The following is a 17815-nucleotide window of genomic DNA, read 5'->3' as shown; positions in this document are numbered from 1 at the left end:
TGAGGGTGGGCGGAAGCGGTCCCCGGCAACCGGGACGGCCGTTGCGGCACATCCGGCGGTTGCCGGGGACATCGGGGCAGGAGGTCAGCCGACGGCCTTCTTGATGCGCTCGTCGGTGGTGTCCCATGCCTTGTCGGGCTTGGTGCCCTTGTCGACGAGTTGGAGGCCCTGCGAGAAGATGTCCTTGATCGCGCCGTCCTTGCGGCCGAGGACCTGCTCGTCCGGGATCTCCTGCGCGGCGGCGCCGAAGATCTGACCGGTGGGCGCGCCACTGAAGTACTCGTGCTTGGCGCCGGTGACTTCGGGCTTGCTCAGCGCCTCCTTGGAGGAGGGCATGTTGCCGAGCTTCTCGAAGATGTACGCCTGCTGCTCGGGCGCGGTGAGCCAGGCGACCAGCTTCTTGGCCTCCTCCTTCACCGGGCTGTTCTCCATGACGCCGAGGAAGGAGCCGCCCCAGTTGGCGCCCTTCGGAGCCTTGGCGATGTCCCACTTGCCCTTGTTCGCGGGGCCGGCCTTCTCGCTGATGTGGGCGAGCATCCACGCCGGGCACACGGTGGAGGCGAAGGTGCTGTTGGCCAGACCGGGGTCCCAGCCGGGCTGGAACTGCGGCAGCTTGGCGGTCAGACCCGCCTGGCCGGCCTCGACGGCCAGGTCCCAGGCACCCTTGATGACGGGGCTGTCCTGGTAGATCAGCTCGCCGTCCTTGTCGTAGAACTGCTCGCTGTTGCCGTAGATGTTGGCGTTGAAGAGGCCGGAGGAGGCGTCCATGAAGGCCACCTTCTTGTTCTTGTTGCCGGCCTTGAACTGCTTACCGACCTCGACGTACTTGGCCCAGTCGCCGTCCCACAGCTTGGCGACTTCCTCTCGGTCGGTCGGCAGACCGGCCTGCTCGAACAGGTCCTTGCGGTAGCAGATCGCCATCGGGCCGATGTCCGTGCCCAGACCGATGACCTTCTTGTCCGGCGTGGTGACCTGACTGAGCTTCCACGGCAGGAAGTGGTCCACGCCCTCGACCTTGGACATGTCGGCGAACTTGTCGGCCTGGGTGTCGACGAGTTCCTTGGCGCGGGCGATCTCTATGCCCTGAATGTCTTTGAGGCCACTGCCGGCGGCGAGGCGGGTCTGCAGCGCGGTGTAGTACGTCTGCTCGTCACCCGCGACCTCGGCCTTGACCGTGACGTTGGGGTTCTCCTTCATGTAGCGCTCGAGGAGATCGGTCTCCTTGATGCCCATGACGCCGAACAGGCCCATCGAGATGGTGACCTTGCCGTCCTTGACACCACCGTCGGTCGCCCCACTGTCGCTGCCGCTGCAGCCGACGACCAGGCCGAGTGCGGCAACGGCCGAAACACTGGCCACAACCCTTGTACGCAACAGCTTGCGAGCCCTGCTCATTTAGCCCTCCCAGTGGCGGCGCCGACGCACCGGAGTACGAGCCGGTCAGTCCGCTCTGTGGCTTGGAATGGTGGAGTGGGTACGTTCCCACTGGCCGGGTGGGAACGTACCCACCAAGGTTCCCGAAGACTGGCCGCCGCGCGTACCCTCTGTCAAGAACTTGAATCGACTTCGTTGCGCGGAGATGTCGCGGGGCAATCCGCTGACGCCCGCGCCACCCCGGTGACCGTCTGGCACAATGCGCTGGTGAACGGCGTCCGGACGTCGCTCTACGAGGAGGAAGCCATGGGGGGAAGGCAGCGCCCGACCATCAAAACCGTGGCCGCACGAGCCGGAGTCGGGCGTACGACCGTTTCACGTGTCATCAACGGCTCGACGCTCGTCAGCGACGAAGCTCGCGCCGCCGTCCTGGCCGCGATCGCGGAACTCAACTACGTACCCAACTCCGTCGCCCGAGGCCTGGTGACCAGCAGGACCAATTCCGTCGCGCTGGTGATTCCCGAGTCGGAGAGCCGCCTGGGTTCGGAGCCCTACTTCTCCGCGGTCATCCGGGGCGTCAGCACGGCGCTGGCCGACACCAGGACCCAGCTCCAGCTCATGCTCGTACGGGACAAGGGCGAGCAGGACAAGCTGACCGACTCGGTCGCCGAACGGCGCGTGGACGGCGTACTGCTGGTCTCGGTGCACGAGCACGATCCACTGCCCGGCCTGCTGGAGGACATGGGCCTGCCGACCGTACTCGCCGGCCGCCGCTCCCCCACCGAGCCCCTCAGCCACGTCCACTCCGACAACCTCGGGGGCGCCGCCGCCGCGGTCCGCCACCTGGTGGCGCGGGGCCGGACGACGATCGCCACGATCACCGGTCCGCTGGACATGGACGTGGGCCGTACCCGGCTGCAGGGCTGGCGGGACGCACTGGAGGAAGCGGGCCGCGCGGCAGAGCAACGGCTGGTGGCCACCGCCGACTTCACCGAGGCCGGGGGCGAACGCGCCATGCGTTCACTTCTTGAAGCGGCTCCGGAACTCGACGCCGTCTTCGTGGCGTCCGACGTCATGGCCGCGGGCGCGATGATGGAACTGCGCAGGCAGGAACGGCGCGTCCCGGACGACGTGGCCGTGGTCGGCTTCGACGACGCGTTCTTCGCCCGCCACACCGACCCGCCCCTGACGAGCGTGCGCCAGCCCATAGAGGAGATCGGCACCACGATCGCCCGGACTCTGCTCCGCGAGATCGCCGACCCGGGTGCGCCGCGGCAGCACATCGTGCTGCCGACCGAGCTGATCGTCCGCGGCTCCTCGTGAAAGACCACTGACTGACCGGTTCACCCGATCCGATGTGTGAGAAGCCCCTGACGAGGAAGGCGATCGGGACGAGCCGAACGAAGGAGAGTCAGTGAGCGATCGCAAGAACATATTCGTGATCGGCCTGGACGAGGCCAATCTGCCCACCCTGCGAGCCGTGCCCGACCCGCAGCGGTACGACTTCCACCCTCTGCTCACCATCGAGGAGCTCCAGCACGGCGAAGTGTCGGTGGCGGAGCTGTTCGAGAAGGCGCGGGCTGCCCTCGACGCCTTCGAGGGCAGCATCGACGCGATCGTCGGCTACTGGGACTTCCCCGTGAGTACGCTCGTCCCCATGCTCAGCGAGCGCTACGGCACGCGCAGCACCAGCCTGGAGTCCGTGGTCAAGTGCGAGCACAAGTACTGGAGCCGGCTGGAGCAGCAGAAGGTCGTCGACGAGCATCCGCGTTTCGGCCGGGTCGATCTGGAGGCGGACGATCCGCGCCCGCCCGAGGGCGTGCGCTTCCCGATGTGGCTCAAGCCCGCCCTGTCGTACTCCTCGGAACTCGCCTTCGGCGTCAAGGACCAGCAGGAGTTCCGCGAAGCGGTCGACGAGATCCGCAAGGGCGTCGCCCGGGTGGGCCGGCCCTTCGAGTACATCCTCGACCGGCTCGACCTGCCCCCCGAGATGGCCGGTGTCGGAGGTCAGGTGTGTCTGGCCGAGGAGGCGCTCTCGGGTATCCAGGTCGCGGTGGAGGGGTACGTCCACAAGGGCGACGTCACCGTGTACGGCGTCCTGGATTCGATCAACTACCCCGACTCCTCCAGCTTCCTGCGTCACCAGTACCCCTCCGCCCTGCCCGAGCCGGTCGTACGCCGGCTGCATGACGTCTCCGAGCGGGTGATGCGGCAGATCGGTATGGAGGCGGCGACGTTCAGCATCGAGTACTTCTACGATCCGCAGAACGACGCGATCAATCTGCTGGAGATCAACCCCCGGCACTCGCAGTCGCACGCCGAGCTGTTCGAGTACGTCGACGGAGTCCCCAACCACCACTGCATGCTGGCTCTCGCGCTGGGCGAGAACCCGGCCCTTCCGCACCGGGCCGGCCCGTACGAAGTGGCCGCGAAGTGGTACTACCGGTGGTTCGCCGACGGCGCGGCGCACCAGGTGCCCACGCCTGAGGACATCGCGCGCATCGAGCGGGAGATCCCGGGCGTACGGGTCGACGTCGTACCCGACGAGGGGCAGCGCCTGTCCGACACTCCGCAGCAGGACAGCTACAGCTACGAGCTGGCCCACATCTTCACAGGTGGGAACAGTGAGAAGGAGCTGCGGGAGAAGTACGACCGCTGTGTGGCGGCTCTCGGTCTCGCGTTCGACGAGACCACTCCGGGCGGACGCGACCAGAAGAACGCCTGAGGACCTCCGAGGCCCCGAGGGAAAGGAGCGGCCCCGCCGTATGCGTTTCGTGAGCAATCTGCCGCACGCGACGAAGGAAGAAGAACACGTCGTCGTCCCCATGTCCGACGGCACCCGCCTGTCCGCCCGCATCTGGCGTCCGGTCTCCTCCGACGAGGAGCCCGTGCCGGCGGTGCTGGAGTACATCCCGTACCGCAAGCGCGATCTGACCGCGGTGCGCGACTCGATGAACCACCCGTACATCGCAGGTCACGGCTATGCGTGCGTACGTGTGGACCTGCGCGGCACCGGCGAGTCGGAGGGCGTACTGGCCGACGAATACCTGGAGCGGGAGCAGGCCGACGCCGAAGAGGTCCTCGCCTGGCTGGCCGAGCAGCCGTGGTGCGACGGCAGTACCGGCATGATGGGCATCTCCTGGGGCGCCTTCGCCGCCCTCCAGACCGCGGCCCGCCGGCCGCCGAGCCTGCGCGCGGTCGTCATCGCGTCCTTCACGGACGACCGGTACGCCGACGACATGCACTACATGGGCGGCGCGATGCTGTCGGACAACCTGGCCGAGGCGGGCACGATGTTCGCGTACGCAACGTGTCCGCCGGACCCCGCCGTGGTCGGTGACCGCTGGCGCGACATGTGGCACGAGCGGATGGAAAACACCCGCCCGTGGGTCCTGGAGTGGCTGCGCCACCAGCGCCGCGACGACTACTGGCGCCATGCCTCGGTCTGCGAGGACTACGCGGCCGTACGCTGCCCCGTCCTCGCGTCCAGCGGCTGGGCGGACGGCTACTCCAACGCCGTGACGCGGCTGCTCGGCCATCTCGACGTACCGCGCAAGGGGCTGATCGGGCCCTGGTCCCACAAGTTCCCGCATCTGGGCGAGCCCGGTCCGGCCATCGGCTACCTCCAGGAGGTCGTGCGCTGGTGGGACCACTGGCTGAAGGGCGTCGACAACGGCGTCATGGACGGGCCGATGCTCCAGGCGTGGATGCAGGACAGTGTGCCGCCCTCGACGTCGTACGAGGAGCGGCCCGGCCGGTGGGTCGGCGAGCCGGACTGGCCCTCACCGCACATAAAACCGGTCGCCCATCCGCTGCTGCGCCACCGCATCGTGATGCCGCAGGATGTGGAGCCGGAGGATGCGGTGCAGGAGGATGCGGTGCCTGCTGAAGGCGACGGCCGGGGCGACGCGATGACCGTGCAGTCGCCGCTGTCCGTCGGCCAGTTCGCGGGCAAGTGGGCCTCGTACAACGCCCCGCCGGACCTGCCGTATGACCAGCGTGAGGAGGACGGCGGCTCCCTGGTCTTCGACACCGGACCGCTGAGCGAACCGGTCGAGATCCTGGGCTCCCCGACGGTCGAACTCGACCTGTCCGTCAGCGAGCCGGTGGCCACCGTCGCCGCCCGCCTCTCCGACGTGGCACCCGACGGCCGGGCCACCCGCGTCACGTACGGCCTGCTCAACCTGACGCACCGCGACGGCACGGGCGAACCCGAACCCCTGGAGCCCGGCCGGCGCTACCGCGCCACCGTCCAGCTCAACGGCGTCGCCCAGGTCTTCCCGCGCGGCCATCGCATCCGGCTCTCGCTGTCCACGTCCTACTGGCCGCTGGCCTGGCCGCCCCCCAAGCCTGTCCTGCTGAGCGTTCACGAGCGGTCCAGCACGCTGACCCTGCCGGTGCGGCCCACGGACGAACCGGACGACGTGCCGCAGCGCCCCTTCGGCGAACCCGAGGGCGCCCAGCCCATCACCACCACCCGGCTGTCGGCTCCCGAACAGCGCTGGGAGGTCAAGCGCGACCTGATCGGATACGACTCCGCGCTGGAGATCGTGAAGGACCGGGGCACGGTGCGTATCGACGACATCGGGCTCGACGTCGGCTGCCGCGCGTACGAGCGCTACACCGCCACCGCCGACGACTTCACCTCCGTCGCCGGCGAATCGGCCTGGACCATGCGCTTCCGGCGGGACGACTGGGACGTACGCGTGGAGACGCGCACCGAACTGCGGTGCGGCGAGAGGGAGTTCTTCGTCGACGCGACCCTCGACGGCTACGAGGGGGACCGCCGGGTCTTCTCCCGCACCTGGAACGAGACGCTGCCACGGGACTGGCTGTAAACGATCCCCCCTCGGGGCGATACACAGCGACATGCCACGCGGAAAGTAGTTGATCCACTAACGAGGAACGGCCGACTGCCGGCGCGTCCCGGCACCGGCTCGTTCCACGGCGACGCGCGGCTCGGGCCGAAGTGGCTCCCGCCGAAGCACGGGAGGTCAATGGCGAGGTGGACAAGGTGCCCACCCAGCTCCGCAGCGGTCAGCGCCTGGACCGTTTCGGTTCGGAGTACGGAGCCTGTCTCGCGCCCGCCGGTGACGCGTACGCCAAGCGCGCATTGCCCCCGCAGAACCTGACCACCCGAGCGAGGCCGGGGTCTGCGCGCAGCTGCTGCGCCTGCTGACTTGAGATTCCTCATTCCCATTCCACCGTCAGGGTGGCCGACGCGCCCGACTTCAGGAACACGTACGCCGTGGTGGCAGGCTCGGAGGCCAGGCGCAGACGTACCTGCGTGGTCCCCGTGTCGTTCACCGTCGTGAAATCGGTCGACGTCTGCGCGCCAGATGTGAACCGGCCGATTTGCGCCACTTCGGACGCCGACGCGACGGCGCTCCAGTCGTCGGCGCCCGTCGCGCACGCGGCGCCGAAGCAGCCGGACTTGACGTCGAGGACCATACGGTTTCCGGACGCCCAGGGGTCACCGCTGCCGCTGGCGTACGTCACGCTCACGTAAGCGCGCTTCACGGTGGCCCCGTCGGGGACGGACGACGTGTCGAAGGAGAGCAGCGCGCGGTTGTGCTGCCCGTCCGCGCCTCTGCCCACTGCCACTCCGTACGTGCCTTCCAGCGTGCCGACGGCGGGTCCGGCGCCGGTCGCCGAGGCCTTCACGTAGCCGTCGTCCGCGGCCCGGCTCGGCACGACCGCCGTTTTCGCGCCGCCTCCCGGGGGTGGTGCTCCGCCGCCACCGAGGCCCCAGAACTGGCCGATGCGGTACGAGGCGCACAGGTTGACGTCGAGTATGTACGCGCCCGCGGTGCCGCACTGCTCCGCGCCCGTTCCCGGGTCGACCGGCTGGCCGTGGCCCATGCCGGTGATCGAGTACGTCTCCACCACCGGCCGTCCGGCGCCGTCGCGGTACACGGCGTGCGGGTAACCGGCCACGGTGTCCGTGGCGTCGGCCGTGGTGTCCGCCGCGTGGACATTGGTCCACTGTTCGACGGTCTCGGCCATGTTGGCGGGCACGACCGTCGTGTCGCTCGTCCCCTGCCAGACGGAGACGGCCGGCCACGGGCCCGCGTAACCGGGATACGCGGCGCGGACCTTGTCGCCCCATGCGGCGGGCGAGAGGTCGGTTCCTGGGCTCATGCAGGTGTAGGCGGCCGCGACAGTGGTCGCGCAGGCGTACGGCAGGCCGGCCACGGGGGCTCCGGACGCGAAGACGTCGGGGTACGCGGCCAGCATGACGTTGGTCATGGCCGCGCCGGCGGACAGTCCGGTGGCGTGGACGCGGGCGGGGTCGCTGCCCAGGTCGGACTTCATCCGGTCCGTCATCTGCTTGATCGACAGCGCCTCACCGGAACCACGCTTGATGTCCGCCGACTCGAACCAGTTGAAGCAGGAGTTGAGGTTGTTGCCCGACTGCTGCTGCGGCAGCAGGAGCGCGAATCCCCAGCGGTCGGCCCAGGTCGTCCAGCCGGTCTCCGTGTCGAACGCGGCAGCCGACTGCGTGCAGCCGTGCATCGCCACGACGAGGGGTCGACCGGTCGGCAGACCGTCCGGAACGTACCGGAACATCCGCAGATTGCCCGGGTTCGTTCCGAAGCCGGTGACCTCGGTGAGCGAGGCGGCCCGGGCCGCGGGCGCGAACGTGGTCCAGCCGGCGCCGAGCAGCGTGGCGAGCAGTGCCAGCAGCACGGTGACCGCGGAAAGTCCCTTCTTCGTGCGGGGTGGACCTGTGCGCATGGCGGCTCCTCCAAGGGTCTTCCCCGTACGTCCGGGATGACGGACCGTAGCGCCGCTCGTACACGACGCAGGACGGGGCGACGCCACCGTCAATCGCCCCGCGCGGTGTGGTCCGGACACGTTGCCGTCCGCCGGGAAACCCGTCCCGGAGCGATGCTTTCCAGTCGAAGCGGCGTAAGTGAGGAATGAACCACTTACCCATAAGCACAGGTCAGGCGGTTGTTTCGCGTTGTACCACCGAGGCGTGTCCACATGATGGACGCCCCGTCAGGTGACACGCACACCGCCCCCGAGCTGCCCGAACGACCATTCGGTCACCGTCGCCCGATCGCGTAAGGCCGGAATGAGTTGATCAGTGTGCACTCACTGTCCGCGTCGGCAACACTCCTCACCGCAACACCCCCGCAACTTATCCGCAATCAGAGGAGAGTCATTCATGCGTCACCTCCGGAACACGCTCGGCGCCGTCGGCGCGGCCACCGTCCTCGCACTGACGGGCGCTGCCACCACGAGCCCGGCTCACGCACAGCCGGCCGGAACGACGAGCCTCTACGCACCGTCCGCCTTAGTACTCACCGTGGGTACGGGCGAGGAAGCCGGCACGGCGACCGTCGTACGCGCGGTGACCCTGACCTGCGCACCGACGCCCGGCGGCACCCATCCGTCGCCCGTGGCCGCCTGCGCCGAACTGCGCGATGCCGGCGGCGAGTTCTCCGGCGTGATCGATACGGCGCCGCGGCGCAACTGTACGCGCGAGTGGGACCCGGTCGTGATCACCGCCCAGGGCGTGTGGCAGGGCAAGCAGGTCTCCTGGTCGACCACCTTCGGCAACCGCTGCCTGATGGAGGGCGGCCTGGCGGAAGGCGCGTTGTTCGCCTTCTGACCGTGTCGTTCCCCCCATGAGGAAGCCCCGACTGGTCGGGGGAACCAGCCGGGGCGGCAAGGGTGCGAGCGCGGAGGGAGGTGAGGCCCCGGGGGACACTGCCCCCCTCCGTACTCACATGTATGTGAACAGCCAACCACTCCCGGACGTTCCATTCCTCCCCGTTACCGGGCGTGACCTGCACCACCGACCTGCACCACTGACCGGCGCCACGCGGAACCCCCGCGTGGCGCCGGTTTCGCGCCCAGGACGAGGACCCTCGCGGGCGACGACGGCTTCATGCCGCACTGCTGACGCGCTTTGTCCTGTGCGCGGAAGAAGTTGCGAAAGCTGATGCGAAAGGGGTTACGCGGCGGGACCAAGCCCGCTAACTTCCTTGAAATGAACCGGACATGAATGCGTGACCGGTGACCTTTCCGGCGCGACGGCGCGCGCCTGGCTCCCCCGGCAGGACTCCCATCCTGGTCCGCCGGACACCCCCACCCCCTTCGGGAGACTTCTGTGCGCAAAAAACCGTTCAGACCCCGTGTGATACCGGCGTTCCTGCTCACAGCGTTACTCACCGCCGGATTCCTGGCGCCCGCAGGATCCGTCTCCGCCGCTCCCCGGGAGGCGGCCGCGGCCGAAGAGTTCCAGCAGGTCACTCTCGCCAAGGGCGTCGCGGAAACCGGCGAACCGATGACGATGGCGGTCCTCCCCAACCGCTCGGTACTGCACACCTCACGCGACGGCACCCTGCGCCTCACGGACGCGGCGGGAACGACAAAGGTCGCGGGGAAGCTCGACGTCTACAGCCACGACGAGGAGGGCCTCCAGGGCATCGGCGTCGACCCCGGCTTCGCGTCCAACCGCCTCGTGTACCTCTACTACGCCCCCAAGCTCACCACCCCGGGCGGCGACGCCCCCGGCGACGGTACGGCCGCGGACTTCGCCCCCTTCGACGGCGTGAACCGGCTCTCCCGCTTCTCCCTCACCGCCGACGGAACCCTGGATGTCGCCAGCGAGAAGAAGATCCTCGACGTACCGGCATCGCGCGGAATCTGCTGCCACGTGGGCGGCGACATCGACTTCGACGCGCAGGGCAACCTCTACCTCACCACCGGCGACGATTCGAACCCCTTCGCGTCCGACGGCTACACGCCGATCGACGAACGCGCCTCCCGCAACCCGGCGTACGACGCCCAGCGCTCCTCCGGCAACACCAACGACCTGCGCGGCAAGGTGCTGCGCATCAAGGTGAACGCCGACGGCACGTACTCCACACCCTCGGGCAATCTCTTCGCGCCCGGCACCGCGAAGACCCGTCCCGAGATCTACGCCATGGGCTTTCGCAACCCGTTCCGGATGAGCGTCGACAAGGCCACCGGCACGGTGTACCTCGGCGATTACGGGCCCGACGCGGGCACGGCGAGCGCGGCCCGTGGCCCCGCCGGGCAGGTCGAGTTCAACCGCATCACCAAGGCCGGCAACTACGGCTGGCCGTACTGCACCGGCAAGAACGACGAGTACACCGACTACAACTTCGCCACCAGCACATCCGGGGCGAAGTTCGACTGCGCCGCCCCGAAGAACACCTCGCCCCGCAACACCGGACTCACCGACCTGCCCCCGGCGCAGCCCGCCTGGATCCCGTACGACGGCGGCTCGGTCCCCGAGTTCGGCAGCGGCTCGGAGTCCCCGATGGGCGGACCGGTCTACCGCTACGACGCCTCCTCCACCTCCGACGTGAAGTTCCCGCAGAGTTACGACGGGAACTTCTTCGCCGGGGAGTTCGGCCGCAAGTGGATCAAGCGGATCGCGCAGGGCACCGACGGCACCGTCCAGTCCATCAACGCCTTCCCCTGGAGCGGCACCCAGGTGATGGACATGGCCTTCGGCCCCGACGGCGCGCTGTACGTCCTGGACTACGGCACCGGTTACTTCAACGGTGACGCGAACTCCGCGCTGTACCGCATCGAGCACATCACCGGCGGCCACTCCCCCGTCGCCCAGGCCAAGGCCGACCGCACCTCCGGGAAGGCGCCGCTCGCCGTCGCGTTCTCCTCGGCCGGCAGTTCCGACCCGGACGGCGACACCCTCAGCTACGCATGGAAGTTCGGCGACGGCGGCACATCGACCGCCGCGAACCCCTCCCACACGTACACGGCCAACGGCCAGTACACCGCCGAGCTCACCGTCTCCGACGGCACCGGCAAGAGCGCGACCGCGTCCGTGCAGGTGACCGTCGGCAACACGGCGCCGACCGTGAAGCTGGAGCTGCCGGTGGACGGGCGGATCATCGACCCGGGCGCGGCCGTCCCGTACAAGGTGACCGTCACCGACCCGGAGGACGCCTCCATCGACTGCTCCAAGGTGAAGATCACCTTCATCGTCGGGCACGACAGCCACGGCCACCCGCAGACCTCCGCGACCGGCTGTTCCGGCACCGTACAGACCATCGCGGACGGCGAGCACGACCCGAACGCGAACATCTTCGGCGTCTGGGACGCGGAGTACACCGACAAGGGCGCGAACGGCCAGCCCGCCCTGACCACCCACGCCCAGCACATCAGCCAGCCCAGCCACCGGCAGGGCGAGCACTACGGCGGCTCGTCGGGCGTCCAGGTCGTCAGCCACACGCCGGCCCACGGCGGAAAAACGGTCGGCCACATCGACAACGGCGACTGGATCTCCTTCAAGCCGTACGCCCTCGACGACGCCACCCGGTTCACCGCGCGGGTCGCCTCCGCGGGCATCGGCGGCACCATTGAGGTACGGGCCGGCTCCCCCACCGGCACGGTGCTGGGCACGGCCACCGTGCCCCTGACGGGCGGCTGGGAGACGTACCAGGAGGTCAGCACCGCGCTGACGAACCGGCCCGTCGGCACGACCACGCTGTACCTCGTCTTCAAGGGCGGCATCGGCGCGCTCTTCGACGTCGACGACTTCCGCTTCACCACAGCGGGTGCGGGTCCCCGGACGGGTGAGGTGAAGGGCGTGAACGGCAAGTGCCTGGACGTCGCCGACGGTTCGTCCGCCGACGGGACGCAGGTCCAGCTGTGGACCTGCAACGGCAGCGGAGCCCAGCAGTGGACACGGCCCGGCGACGGCACACTGCGGGCACTGAACAAGTGCCTGGACATCAGCGGCGGCGGCACCGCCGACGGAACCAAGATCCAGCTGTGGACGTGCAACGGCACCGGCGCGCAGCAGTGGGCGCCCCAGGCCGACGGAACCGTACGCAACCCGCAGTCCGGCAAGTGCCTCGATGCCGAAGGCGGCACCTGGAACGACGGCACCCGCGCCCATCTGTGGACCTGCCACACCGGAGCCAACCAGAAATGGACCCTGCCGTAGCAGGAGAGGAGGCGTAACCGATATGCGTACCACTCTCACCAAGGCCGGCTGCTGGCTCGCCGGAGCACTGCTCTGCGTGGCCGCCGCGCCCACTGTGGCCGCGAGCGCCGCACAGGCACCGGACGAGCCGGCTCGTACGACCACCATCGCGGCCGATCCGGCGTACAAGGTCCTCGCGTTCTCCAAGACGGCGGGCTTCCGTCACTCGTCCATCGCCGCCGGCCATGCCGCCCTGCGCGCTCTCGGCGGCGCGAACAACTTCACCGTGGACGCCACGGAGGACTCCGCAGCCTTCACCACCGCCAACCTCGCGCAGTACAAAGCCGTCGTCTTCCTGTCGACGACCGGAGACGTGCTGAACGGCACGCAGCAGACGGCGTTCGAGCAGTACATCAAGGGCGGAGGCGGCTACGTCGGCATCCACGCGGCCGCCGACACGGAGTACGACTGGCCCTTCTACTCCGGTCTCGCCGGAGCCCTGTTCCACTCCCATCCCCACAACCAGACGGCGACGGTCAAGGTGGAGGACCGCGCCCACGACGCCACGGCCCATCTCGGCGCCACCTGGCAGCGCTTCGACGAGTGGTACAACTACCGCACCAACCCCCGTACGACGGCCCACGTCCTGGCCTCGCTCGACGAGTCCAGCTACTCGGGCGGCAACATGTCCGGCGACCACCCGATCTCCTGGTGCAAGGGCTACGAGGGCGGCCGGGCGTTCTACACCGGTGGCGGGCACACCGACGAGTCGTACACCGAACCGGCCTTCCGCAGGCACCTGCTGGGTGGCATCCGGTGGGCGGCGGGCATGACGGAGGCCGACTGCCGCCCGGAGACGGGATACACACCGCTGTTCGACGGTACGGGCACGACCGGCTGGAAGCAGGCCGGACCCGGTTCGTTCACGCTGGCCAACGGCACGCTCACGTCACAGGGCGGGCTCGGGATGCTGTGGTACTCCGCCAAGGAGTTCACCGGCGACTACTCCCTCAAGCTCGACTGGCGCATGGACGGTGACGACAACTCCGGGATCCTGGTGGGCTTCCCGGCGTCCGACGACCCCTGGTCGGCGGTCGACAACGGATACGAGATCCAGATCGACGCCACGGACACCGCCGACCGGACGACGGGATCCGTGTACGGGTTCAAGTCCGCCGATGTCGCCGCCCGCGACGCCGCGCTCAACCCGCCCGGCGAGTGGAACACGTACGAGATCCGCGTGACGGGCGAACGACTGGAGGTCTTCCTGGGCGGCATCAAGGTGAACGACTTCACCAACGCCGACCCCGCCCGCAGCCTGCGCCAAGGGCACATCGGTATCCAGAACCACGGCGCCGACGACCAGGTGTCCTTCCGTAACGTCCGCGTCAAGACATCCGGCGGTACGCCGCCCGGTCCCCAGCCGGGGGAGGTCAGGGGCGTCAACAGCAAGTGCATGGATGTCGCCGGCGGCGCGAGTGCCGACGGCACCCAGATCCAGCTGTGGACCTGCAGCGGTGCGAACGCACAGAAATGGACCCGTCCCGGCGACGGCACCTTCCGGGCGCTGAACAAGTGCCTCGACGTGAGCGGCGGCGGGAGCGCCGACGGAACGAAGATCCAGCTGTGGACGTGCAACGGCACCGGTGCGCAGCAGTGGGCGCCCCAGGCCGACGGGACCGTCCGAAATCCGCAGTCGGGCAAGTGCCTCGACGCCGAAGGCGCCACCTGGAACGACGGCACCCGCATCCATCTGTGGAGCTGTCACACCGGACCCAACCAGAAGTGGGTCCTTCCCTGAGTGGTGGTCAGGACTGAGCACCCTGCGCGGACATGACCGTCGCCCGGGCGATGAGCAGCGCCACGTCGTCGTGGTCTCCCGGTTGGCGCAGGGCGTGCAGCAGCAGGTCGCACGTCTCTTCCAGTGACCTCGGAGGGTCGGTGAGGTGGCTGAGGAGCGTGTCCAGACGTACATCGATGGCCCGGTCACGCGTCTCGACCAGGCCGTCGGTGTACAGGACCAGCCGGTCGCCGGGACGCAGGGCGAGCGTGGTGGTGTGGAAGGTGACTTCGCCGACGCCGAGCGGGGCGCCGGTGGGCAGGTCCAGCAGTTCGGGGGGCCGCCCGGGGCGTAGCAGGACGGGCGGCAGGTGCCCGGCGTTGGAGATGAGGCACTGGGCCTGGTGCGGATCGTAGACGGCGTAGATGCAGGTGGTGATGGGCTGCCCCATGCGGTCGGTGATGCGGTCGAGGTGGTGCAGCACCTGGGCCGGGTCGAGGTCGAGTTCGGCCAGGGTGCGGGTGGCGGTGCGCAGTTGGCCCATCGTGGCGGCGGCGCTGATGCCGCTGCCCATCACATCGCCGACGACGAGGGCGCTCTTGTCGCCCGTGAGCGGGATGACGTCGAACCAGTCGCCGCCCACCTCGTCGGCCGCCTGGGCGGGCTGGTAGCGGCTGGCGATCTCCAGGCCCGGCTGGTCCGGTGGCTGCTGGGGCAGGAGGCTGCGCTGGAGGGTGAGGGCGGTGTTGCGTGCCTGCCGGTACCAGCGGGCGTTGTCGATGCACACCGCCGCCCGCGCCGCGAGTTCGCCGGCCAGGACTTCGTCGTCGACGCTGAAGGGTTCCGGGTTACGGGTGCGCTTGAGGTCGAGGGCGCCGAGGACTTTGCCGCGCGCGATCAGCGGCACGGCCAGATAGGAGTGCAGTCCGGCGGCCGCCAGGAGCGCCGCGGCTTCGGGGCTGCGGGCGATGGACGGCAGGTCGTCGTCGCTCACGTGGGACACGCGGACGGGGCGGCCGGTGTTCACGCACTGGGTGACGAGCCGGTCGGCCTCGTACCGGGCGACGTCACCGGGCGGGTCGGCCGCTCGTACCGCCTCATTGGGGTACGAGCTGGCCACGGCGAGAGCGCGGAACACGGCGGGCCCCGAGGTCGCGGCGGAGCGGCCGTTCAGGACGCTGTCGAGCACGTCCACGGCTGCTACGTCCGCCAGTTGCGGCACCGACACGTCCGCCAGCTCACGAGCGGTCACGTCGAGGTCGAGCGTGGTGCCGATTCGGATGGAGGCATCGGCCACGAGCGCGAGGCGCTGGCGGGCCTGGGCGGCCTCGATGGTGGCGCGCCGCCGCTCGGTGACGTCCACGACGGAGGTGGCCACGCCGAGCACGTTCCCGTTGGACGCCTCCAGCCGGTAGAAGGACACCGACCAGACGGCTTCCCGGTCCGGGGCGGCCGGGGTACGCCCGACGGACTCCTGGTCGAGGATCGGCATACCAGTGGCCAGCACCTCACGCATCGAGGCCTCGATGGACTCGGCGTCCAGGAAGGGCAGGGCCTCGTGGACTTTACGGCCGACATGTTCGGCGGCGGACAGCCCGTTGATGCGCTCGAGTGCCGGATTGACAGTGACGTACCGCAGGTCGGTGTCCACGACAGCCAGGCCTATCGGGGACTGGGACACCAGCCGGGTGGACAGGGCGAGGTCGCGCTCCACCTTTCGCAACGTGGCCTGGTCGGTGGCCAGGCCAAGGGCGTAGAGATCTTTCCGGTCGTCCTCCAGCCGCATGTTGCGGAACTCCACCAGCCGCGTGCTGCCGTCCCTGTGGCGCATGGGAAAGACACCCGCCCAGCCGGACGCTCCTTCTCCTCCTGCGCCCGCTCCTCCCGCCTTGCCGGCCATGACCTGCTGGAACAGCCCGTTCACCAGCTTCAGGTGCTGCTCCTGGACCAGCAGCCGGCCCGCGTACCGGCCGAGCGCCTCGTCGGCGGTGTAACCGAACAATTCCTCGGCCTGCGGGCTCCACAGCACGATCCGCCCCTCCGCGTCCAGCACCACGGCAGCGACGCTCAGCAGATCCAGCAGGCCCCCCGACGCGGACGAAGCACCCTCCGGCTGGTCAGGGTGGGCAGGGACGGGTTCGGTTGCGCGCATCCCGGGCTCCTTCCGCCCGCCGCCGTTATCTCCCATCGTCTCTCTACCCACGATGCGCCCGCATCCCCTGCCCTGCGCGAAGTACGTGCCTGCGGCTGCGACCTTCCGCACCAGTGCGTTACAGGAACATGACAGACCAGTGGCGATACGGCGTGATGATTGATAGGGGACGACTCGGAAGGGTGGCAGCCATGCACGCAGCCGGCGCGAAGAGATCAGCCGCAACGTCACTCGCCACGCTGGCACTGCTTATCGTGACGGCGTGCTCAGGCGGGGGAGGAAGCGGAGGCGGCGCGCAGGAGACCACTCCCCCGCCCGACAACCGGGTCTCGTCCAGTGCCCACGTCCTCGCGGTGAAGATCGACAACGTCGCGCCGGCCCGCCCGCCGACGGGGCTGGACAAGGCGGACATCGTCTACGTGGAGCAGGTGGAGGCCGGCCTCAGCCGCATACTCGCCATTTATTCGTCTGCTGTACCGCCCGTCGTCGGCCCCGTGCGCAGCGCCCGCGAGACGGACCTGGAGCTGCTGCGCCAGTTCGACCGGCCTACGCTCGCCTACTCCGGCGCGCAGAGCAGACTCACGCCGCGCATCGAGGCAGCGCCGCTGAACCCGCTGCCGCCCTCCAAGGATCCGGACGCGTACTTCCGCAGCAATGACCGGCCGGCGCCGCACAACCTGTATCTGCGGCCCGGGAACATACCTCACCCCGGCTCCGGCTCGAACGCCGCCGAGGACATCGGGCTGCGCTTCGGACCTGCGCCGGCCGGCGGCAAGCCCGTCAGCGAGCAGACGGTTCGCTATCCGGCGGCGCGCTTCGCCTTCACGTGGTCCACGGACCAGAAGCGGTGGCTGGTGGAGATGGACGGCGCGCCTGCCCGTACGGCCGACGGGGGGCGGCTGGCCGCGGCCACGGTCGTCCTGCAGGAGGTCACCGTGCGCCCGTCGCTCTTCCGTGACCGGTCCGGCAACACGTCACCGTTCACCGAGACCGTCGGCTCGGGATCCGCGACCGTCCTGCGCGAAGGCAAGGCGTACGACGCCGAATGGGCAAGGGACACCGCCGAGTCGCGGACCGCGTTCACTACCCCGGACGGCAGGCGCATGACGTTCGCCGCCGGCCAGATGTGGATCGTGTACGTCGCGCGCTGAGCCCTCTTCGCTGGTCCGGCCTCAGACGTGTTCCGGCGCTCCGAGCAGCGCCGACGCGGTCTCGAGCGGGGTCAGGACGGGGGGTACGGCCGGCGTGGGCACGGCGCGGCAGGTGAAGCCGAGGCGGGTCAGCGCCCTGGTCACCTCACTGGCACTGAAGTCGCGGCGGTCCTGTCCGGTGATCACTTCGCCCACCTGCTTGACGGGGTAGTGACGACGGCCGATGATCACGGACTCGCCGGTGACGGGTTCGGGCTTGATGCCCTTCATCGACTCCTGCACGTCGCTCTTGATCAGGTCGAAGGGGAAACGGGCGATGACGCAGCGCATAATGCCTCAGCAAGGTTGAAGTTAGCCGGAAATGGTTGACGTCCTCACGGACGGCATGAAGGACGAGAAACTGAGGCTTGTGCGGCACGGCG

The 17815-nt window shown here is 69.2% G+C and carries 11 protein-coding genes and 1 pseudogene; 8 read left to right on the top strand and 4 right to left on the bottom strand.

The genetic code is table 11. The features are described 5' to 3' along the window. Positions 1-84: 84 nt before the first annotated feature. The gene (locus ABZX79_RS22890; protein ID WP_355260619.1) at positions 85-1395 is read right to left on the bottom strand and encodes an extracellular solute-binding protein; all 1311 of its coding nucleotides are present in this window, start codon (positions 1393-1395) and stop codon (positions 85-87) included. A 285-nt stretch (positions 1396-1680) separates the two neighbouring features. Here ABZX79_RS22890 and ABZX79_RS22885 point away from each other — a divergent pair, with 285 nt between their 5' ends. The 4 genes and pseudogenes from ABZX79_RS22885 to ABZX79_RS22870 form a co-directional block, all read left to right on the top strand. Beyond that, positions 1681-2697: a LacI family DNA-binding transcriptional regulator gene (locus ABZX79_RS22885; protein WP_355260998.1), complete on the top strand. Its 1017-nt coding sequence runs from the start codon at positions 1681-1683 to the stop codon at positions 2695-2697. Positions 2698-2788: 91 nt separating this feature from the next. Continuing rightward, positions 2789-4099 carry an ATP-grasp domain-containing protein gene (locus tag ABZX79_RS22880; protein ID WP_355260616.1) on the top strand — a complete coding sequence of 437 codons (1311 nt, stop codon included), beginning with the start codon at positions 2789-2791 and terminating at the stop codon, positions 4097-4099. Between the two features lie 40 nt (positions 4100-4139). Continuing rightward, positions 4140-6212 (top strand): CocE/NonD family hydrolase, encoded by a 2073-nt coding sequence (locus ABZX79_RS22875; RefSeq protein ID WP_355260613.1) that lies wholly within the window; start codon positions 4140-4142, stop codon positions 6210-6212. A 93-nt stretch (positions 6213-6305) separates the two neighbouring features. Next, a pseudogene (locus tag ABZX79_RS22870) lies at positions 6306-6514 on the top strand (glycohydrolase toxin TNT-related protein); the annotation flags it as partial. Positions 6515-6564: 50 nt separating this feature from the next. On the opposite strand, the gene ABZX79_RS22865 reads toward ABZX79_RS22870, so the two are convergent. Continuing rightward, positions 6565-8112 carry a PHB depolymerase family esterase gene (locus ABZX79_RS22865; protein WP_355260610.1) on the bottom strand — a complete coding sequence of 516 codons (1548 nt, stop codon included), beginning with the start codon at positions 8110-8112 and terminating at the stop codon, positions 6565-6567. Positions 8113-8548: 436 nt separating this feature from the next. Between ABZX79_RS22865 and ABZX79_RS22860 the strand changes: the two genes are divergently transcribed. The 3 genes from ABZX79_RS22860 to ABZX79_RS22850 all read left to right on the top strand — a co-directional run bounded on the left by ABZX79_RS22860 (position 8549) and on the right by ABZX79_RS22850 (position 14111). Then, positions 8549-8995: a subtilase-type protease inhibitor gene (locus tag ABZX79_RS22860; protein WP_355260607.1), complete on the top strand. Its 447-nt coding sequence runs from the start codon at positions 8549-8551 to the stop codon at positions 8993-8995. Between the two features lie 573 nt (positions 8996-9568). Beyond that, positions 9569-12331 carry a PQQ-dependent sugar dehydrogenase gene (locus ABZX79_RS22855; protein WP_355260995.1) on the top strand — a complete coding sequence of 921 codons (2763 nt, stop codon included), beginning with the start codon at positions 9569-9571 and terminating at the stop codon, positions 12329-12331. A gap of 22 nt (positions 12332-12353) precedes the next feature. Then, entirely contained in the window at positions 12354-14111 is a 1758-nt protein-coding gene (locus ABZX79_RS22850; RefSeq protein WP_355260604.1) for a ThuA domain-containing protein, read from the top strand. 7 nt (positions 14112-14118) lie between these two features. Here the strand turns inward: ABZX79_RS22850 and ABZX79_RS22845 are convergent, their stop codons facing one another. Further along, positions 14119-16242 carry a SpoIIE family protein phosphatase gene (locus ABZX79_RS22845; RefSeq protein ID WP_355260601.1) on the bottom strand — a complete coding sequence of 708 codons (2124 nt, stop codon included), beginning with the start codon at positions 16240-16242 and terminating at the stop codon, positions 14119-14121. A gap of 191 nt (positions 16243-16433) precedes the next feature. Between ABZX79_RS22845 and ABZX79_RS22840 the strand changes: the two genes are divergently transcribed. Beyond that, on the top strand, positions 16434-17393 hold the full coding sequence (locus ABZX79_RS22840) for a DUF3048 domain-containing protein (RefSeq protein WP_355260599.1): 960 nt from the start codon (positions 16434-16436) through the stop codon (positions 17391-17393). Positions 17394-17414: 21 nt separating this feature from the next. Here the strand turns inward: ABZX79_RS22840 and ABZX79_RS22835 are convergent, their stop codons facing one another. After that, positions 17415-17723, bottom strand: coding sequence for an SCO5918 family protein (locus ABZX79_RS22835; RefSeq protein ID WP_355260596.1), 309 nt, complete (start codon positions 17721-17723; stop codon positions 17415-17417). Positions 17724-17815 lie beyond the last annotated feature (92 nt).

Origin of the sequence: Streptomyces sp. NPDC002994 (assembly GCF_040611155.1) — a bacterium.
Taxonomy (GTDB): Bacteria; Actinomycetota; Actinomycetes; order Streptomycetales; family Streptomycetaceae; genus Streptomyces.
Note: the sequence above shows the minus strand (reverse complement) of the source record. Positions and strands in the feature narration are given on the sequence as shown.

Bases quoted from the DNA above. Each gene is read 5' to 3' on its own strand.
- ABZX79_RS22890 (WP_355260619.1), bottom strand. From the start codon at position 1,395: ATGAGCAGGGCTCGCAAGCTGTTGCGTACAAGGGTTGTGGCCAGTGTT.
- ABZX79_RS22885 (WP_355260998.1), top strand. From the start codon at position 1,681: ATGGGGGGAAGGCAGCGCCCGACCATCAAAACCGTGGCCGCACGAGCC.
- ABZX79_RS22875 (WP_355260613.1), top strand. From the start codon at position 4,140: ATGCGTTTCGTGAGCAATCTGCCGCACGCGACGAAGGAAGAAGAACAC.
- ABZX79_RS22865 (WP_355260610.1), bottom strand. From the start codon at position 8,112: ATGCGCACAGGTCCACCCCGCACGAAGAAGGGACTTTCCGCGGTCACC.
- ABZX79_RS22860 (WP_355260607.1), top strand. From the start codon at position 8,549: ATGCGTCACCTCCGGAACACGCTCGGCGCCGTCGGCGCGGCCACCGTC.
- ABZX79_RS22850 (WP_355260604.1), top strand. From the start codon at position 12,354: ATGCGTACCACTCTCACCAAGGCCGGCTGCTGGCTCGCCGGAGCACTG.
- ABZX79_RS22845 (WP_355260601.1), bottom strand. From the start codon at position 16,242: ATGCGCGCAACCGAACCCGTCCCTGCCCACCCTGACCAGCCGGAGGGT.
- ABZX79_RS22840 (WP_355260599.1), top strand. From the start codon at position 16,434: ATGCACGCAGCCGGCGCGAAGAGATCAGCCGCAACGTCACTCGCCACG.
- ABZX79_RS22835 (WP_355260596.1), bottom strand. From the start codon at position 17,723: ATGCGCTGCGTCATCGCCCGTTTCCCCTTCGACCTGATCAAGAGCGAC.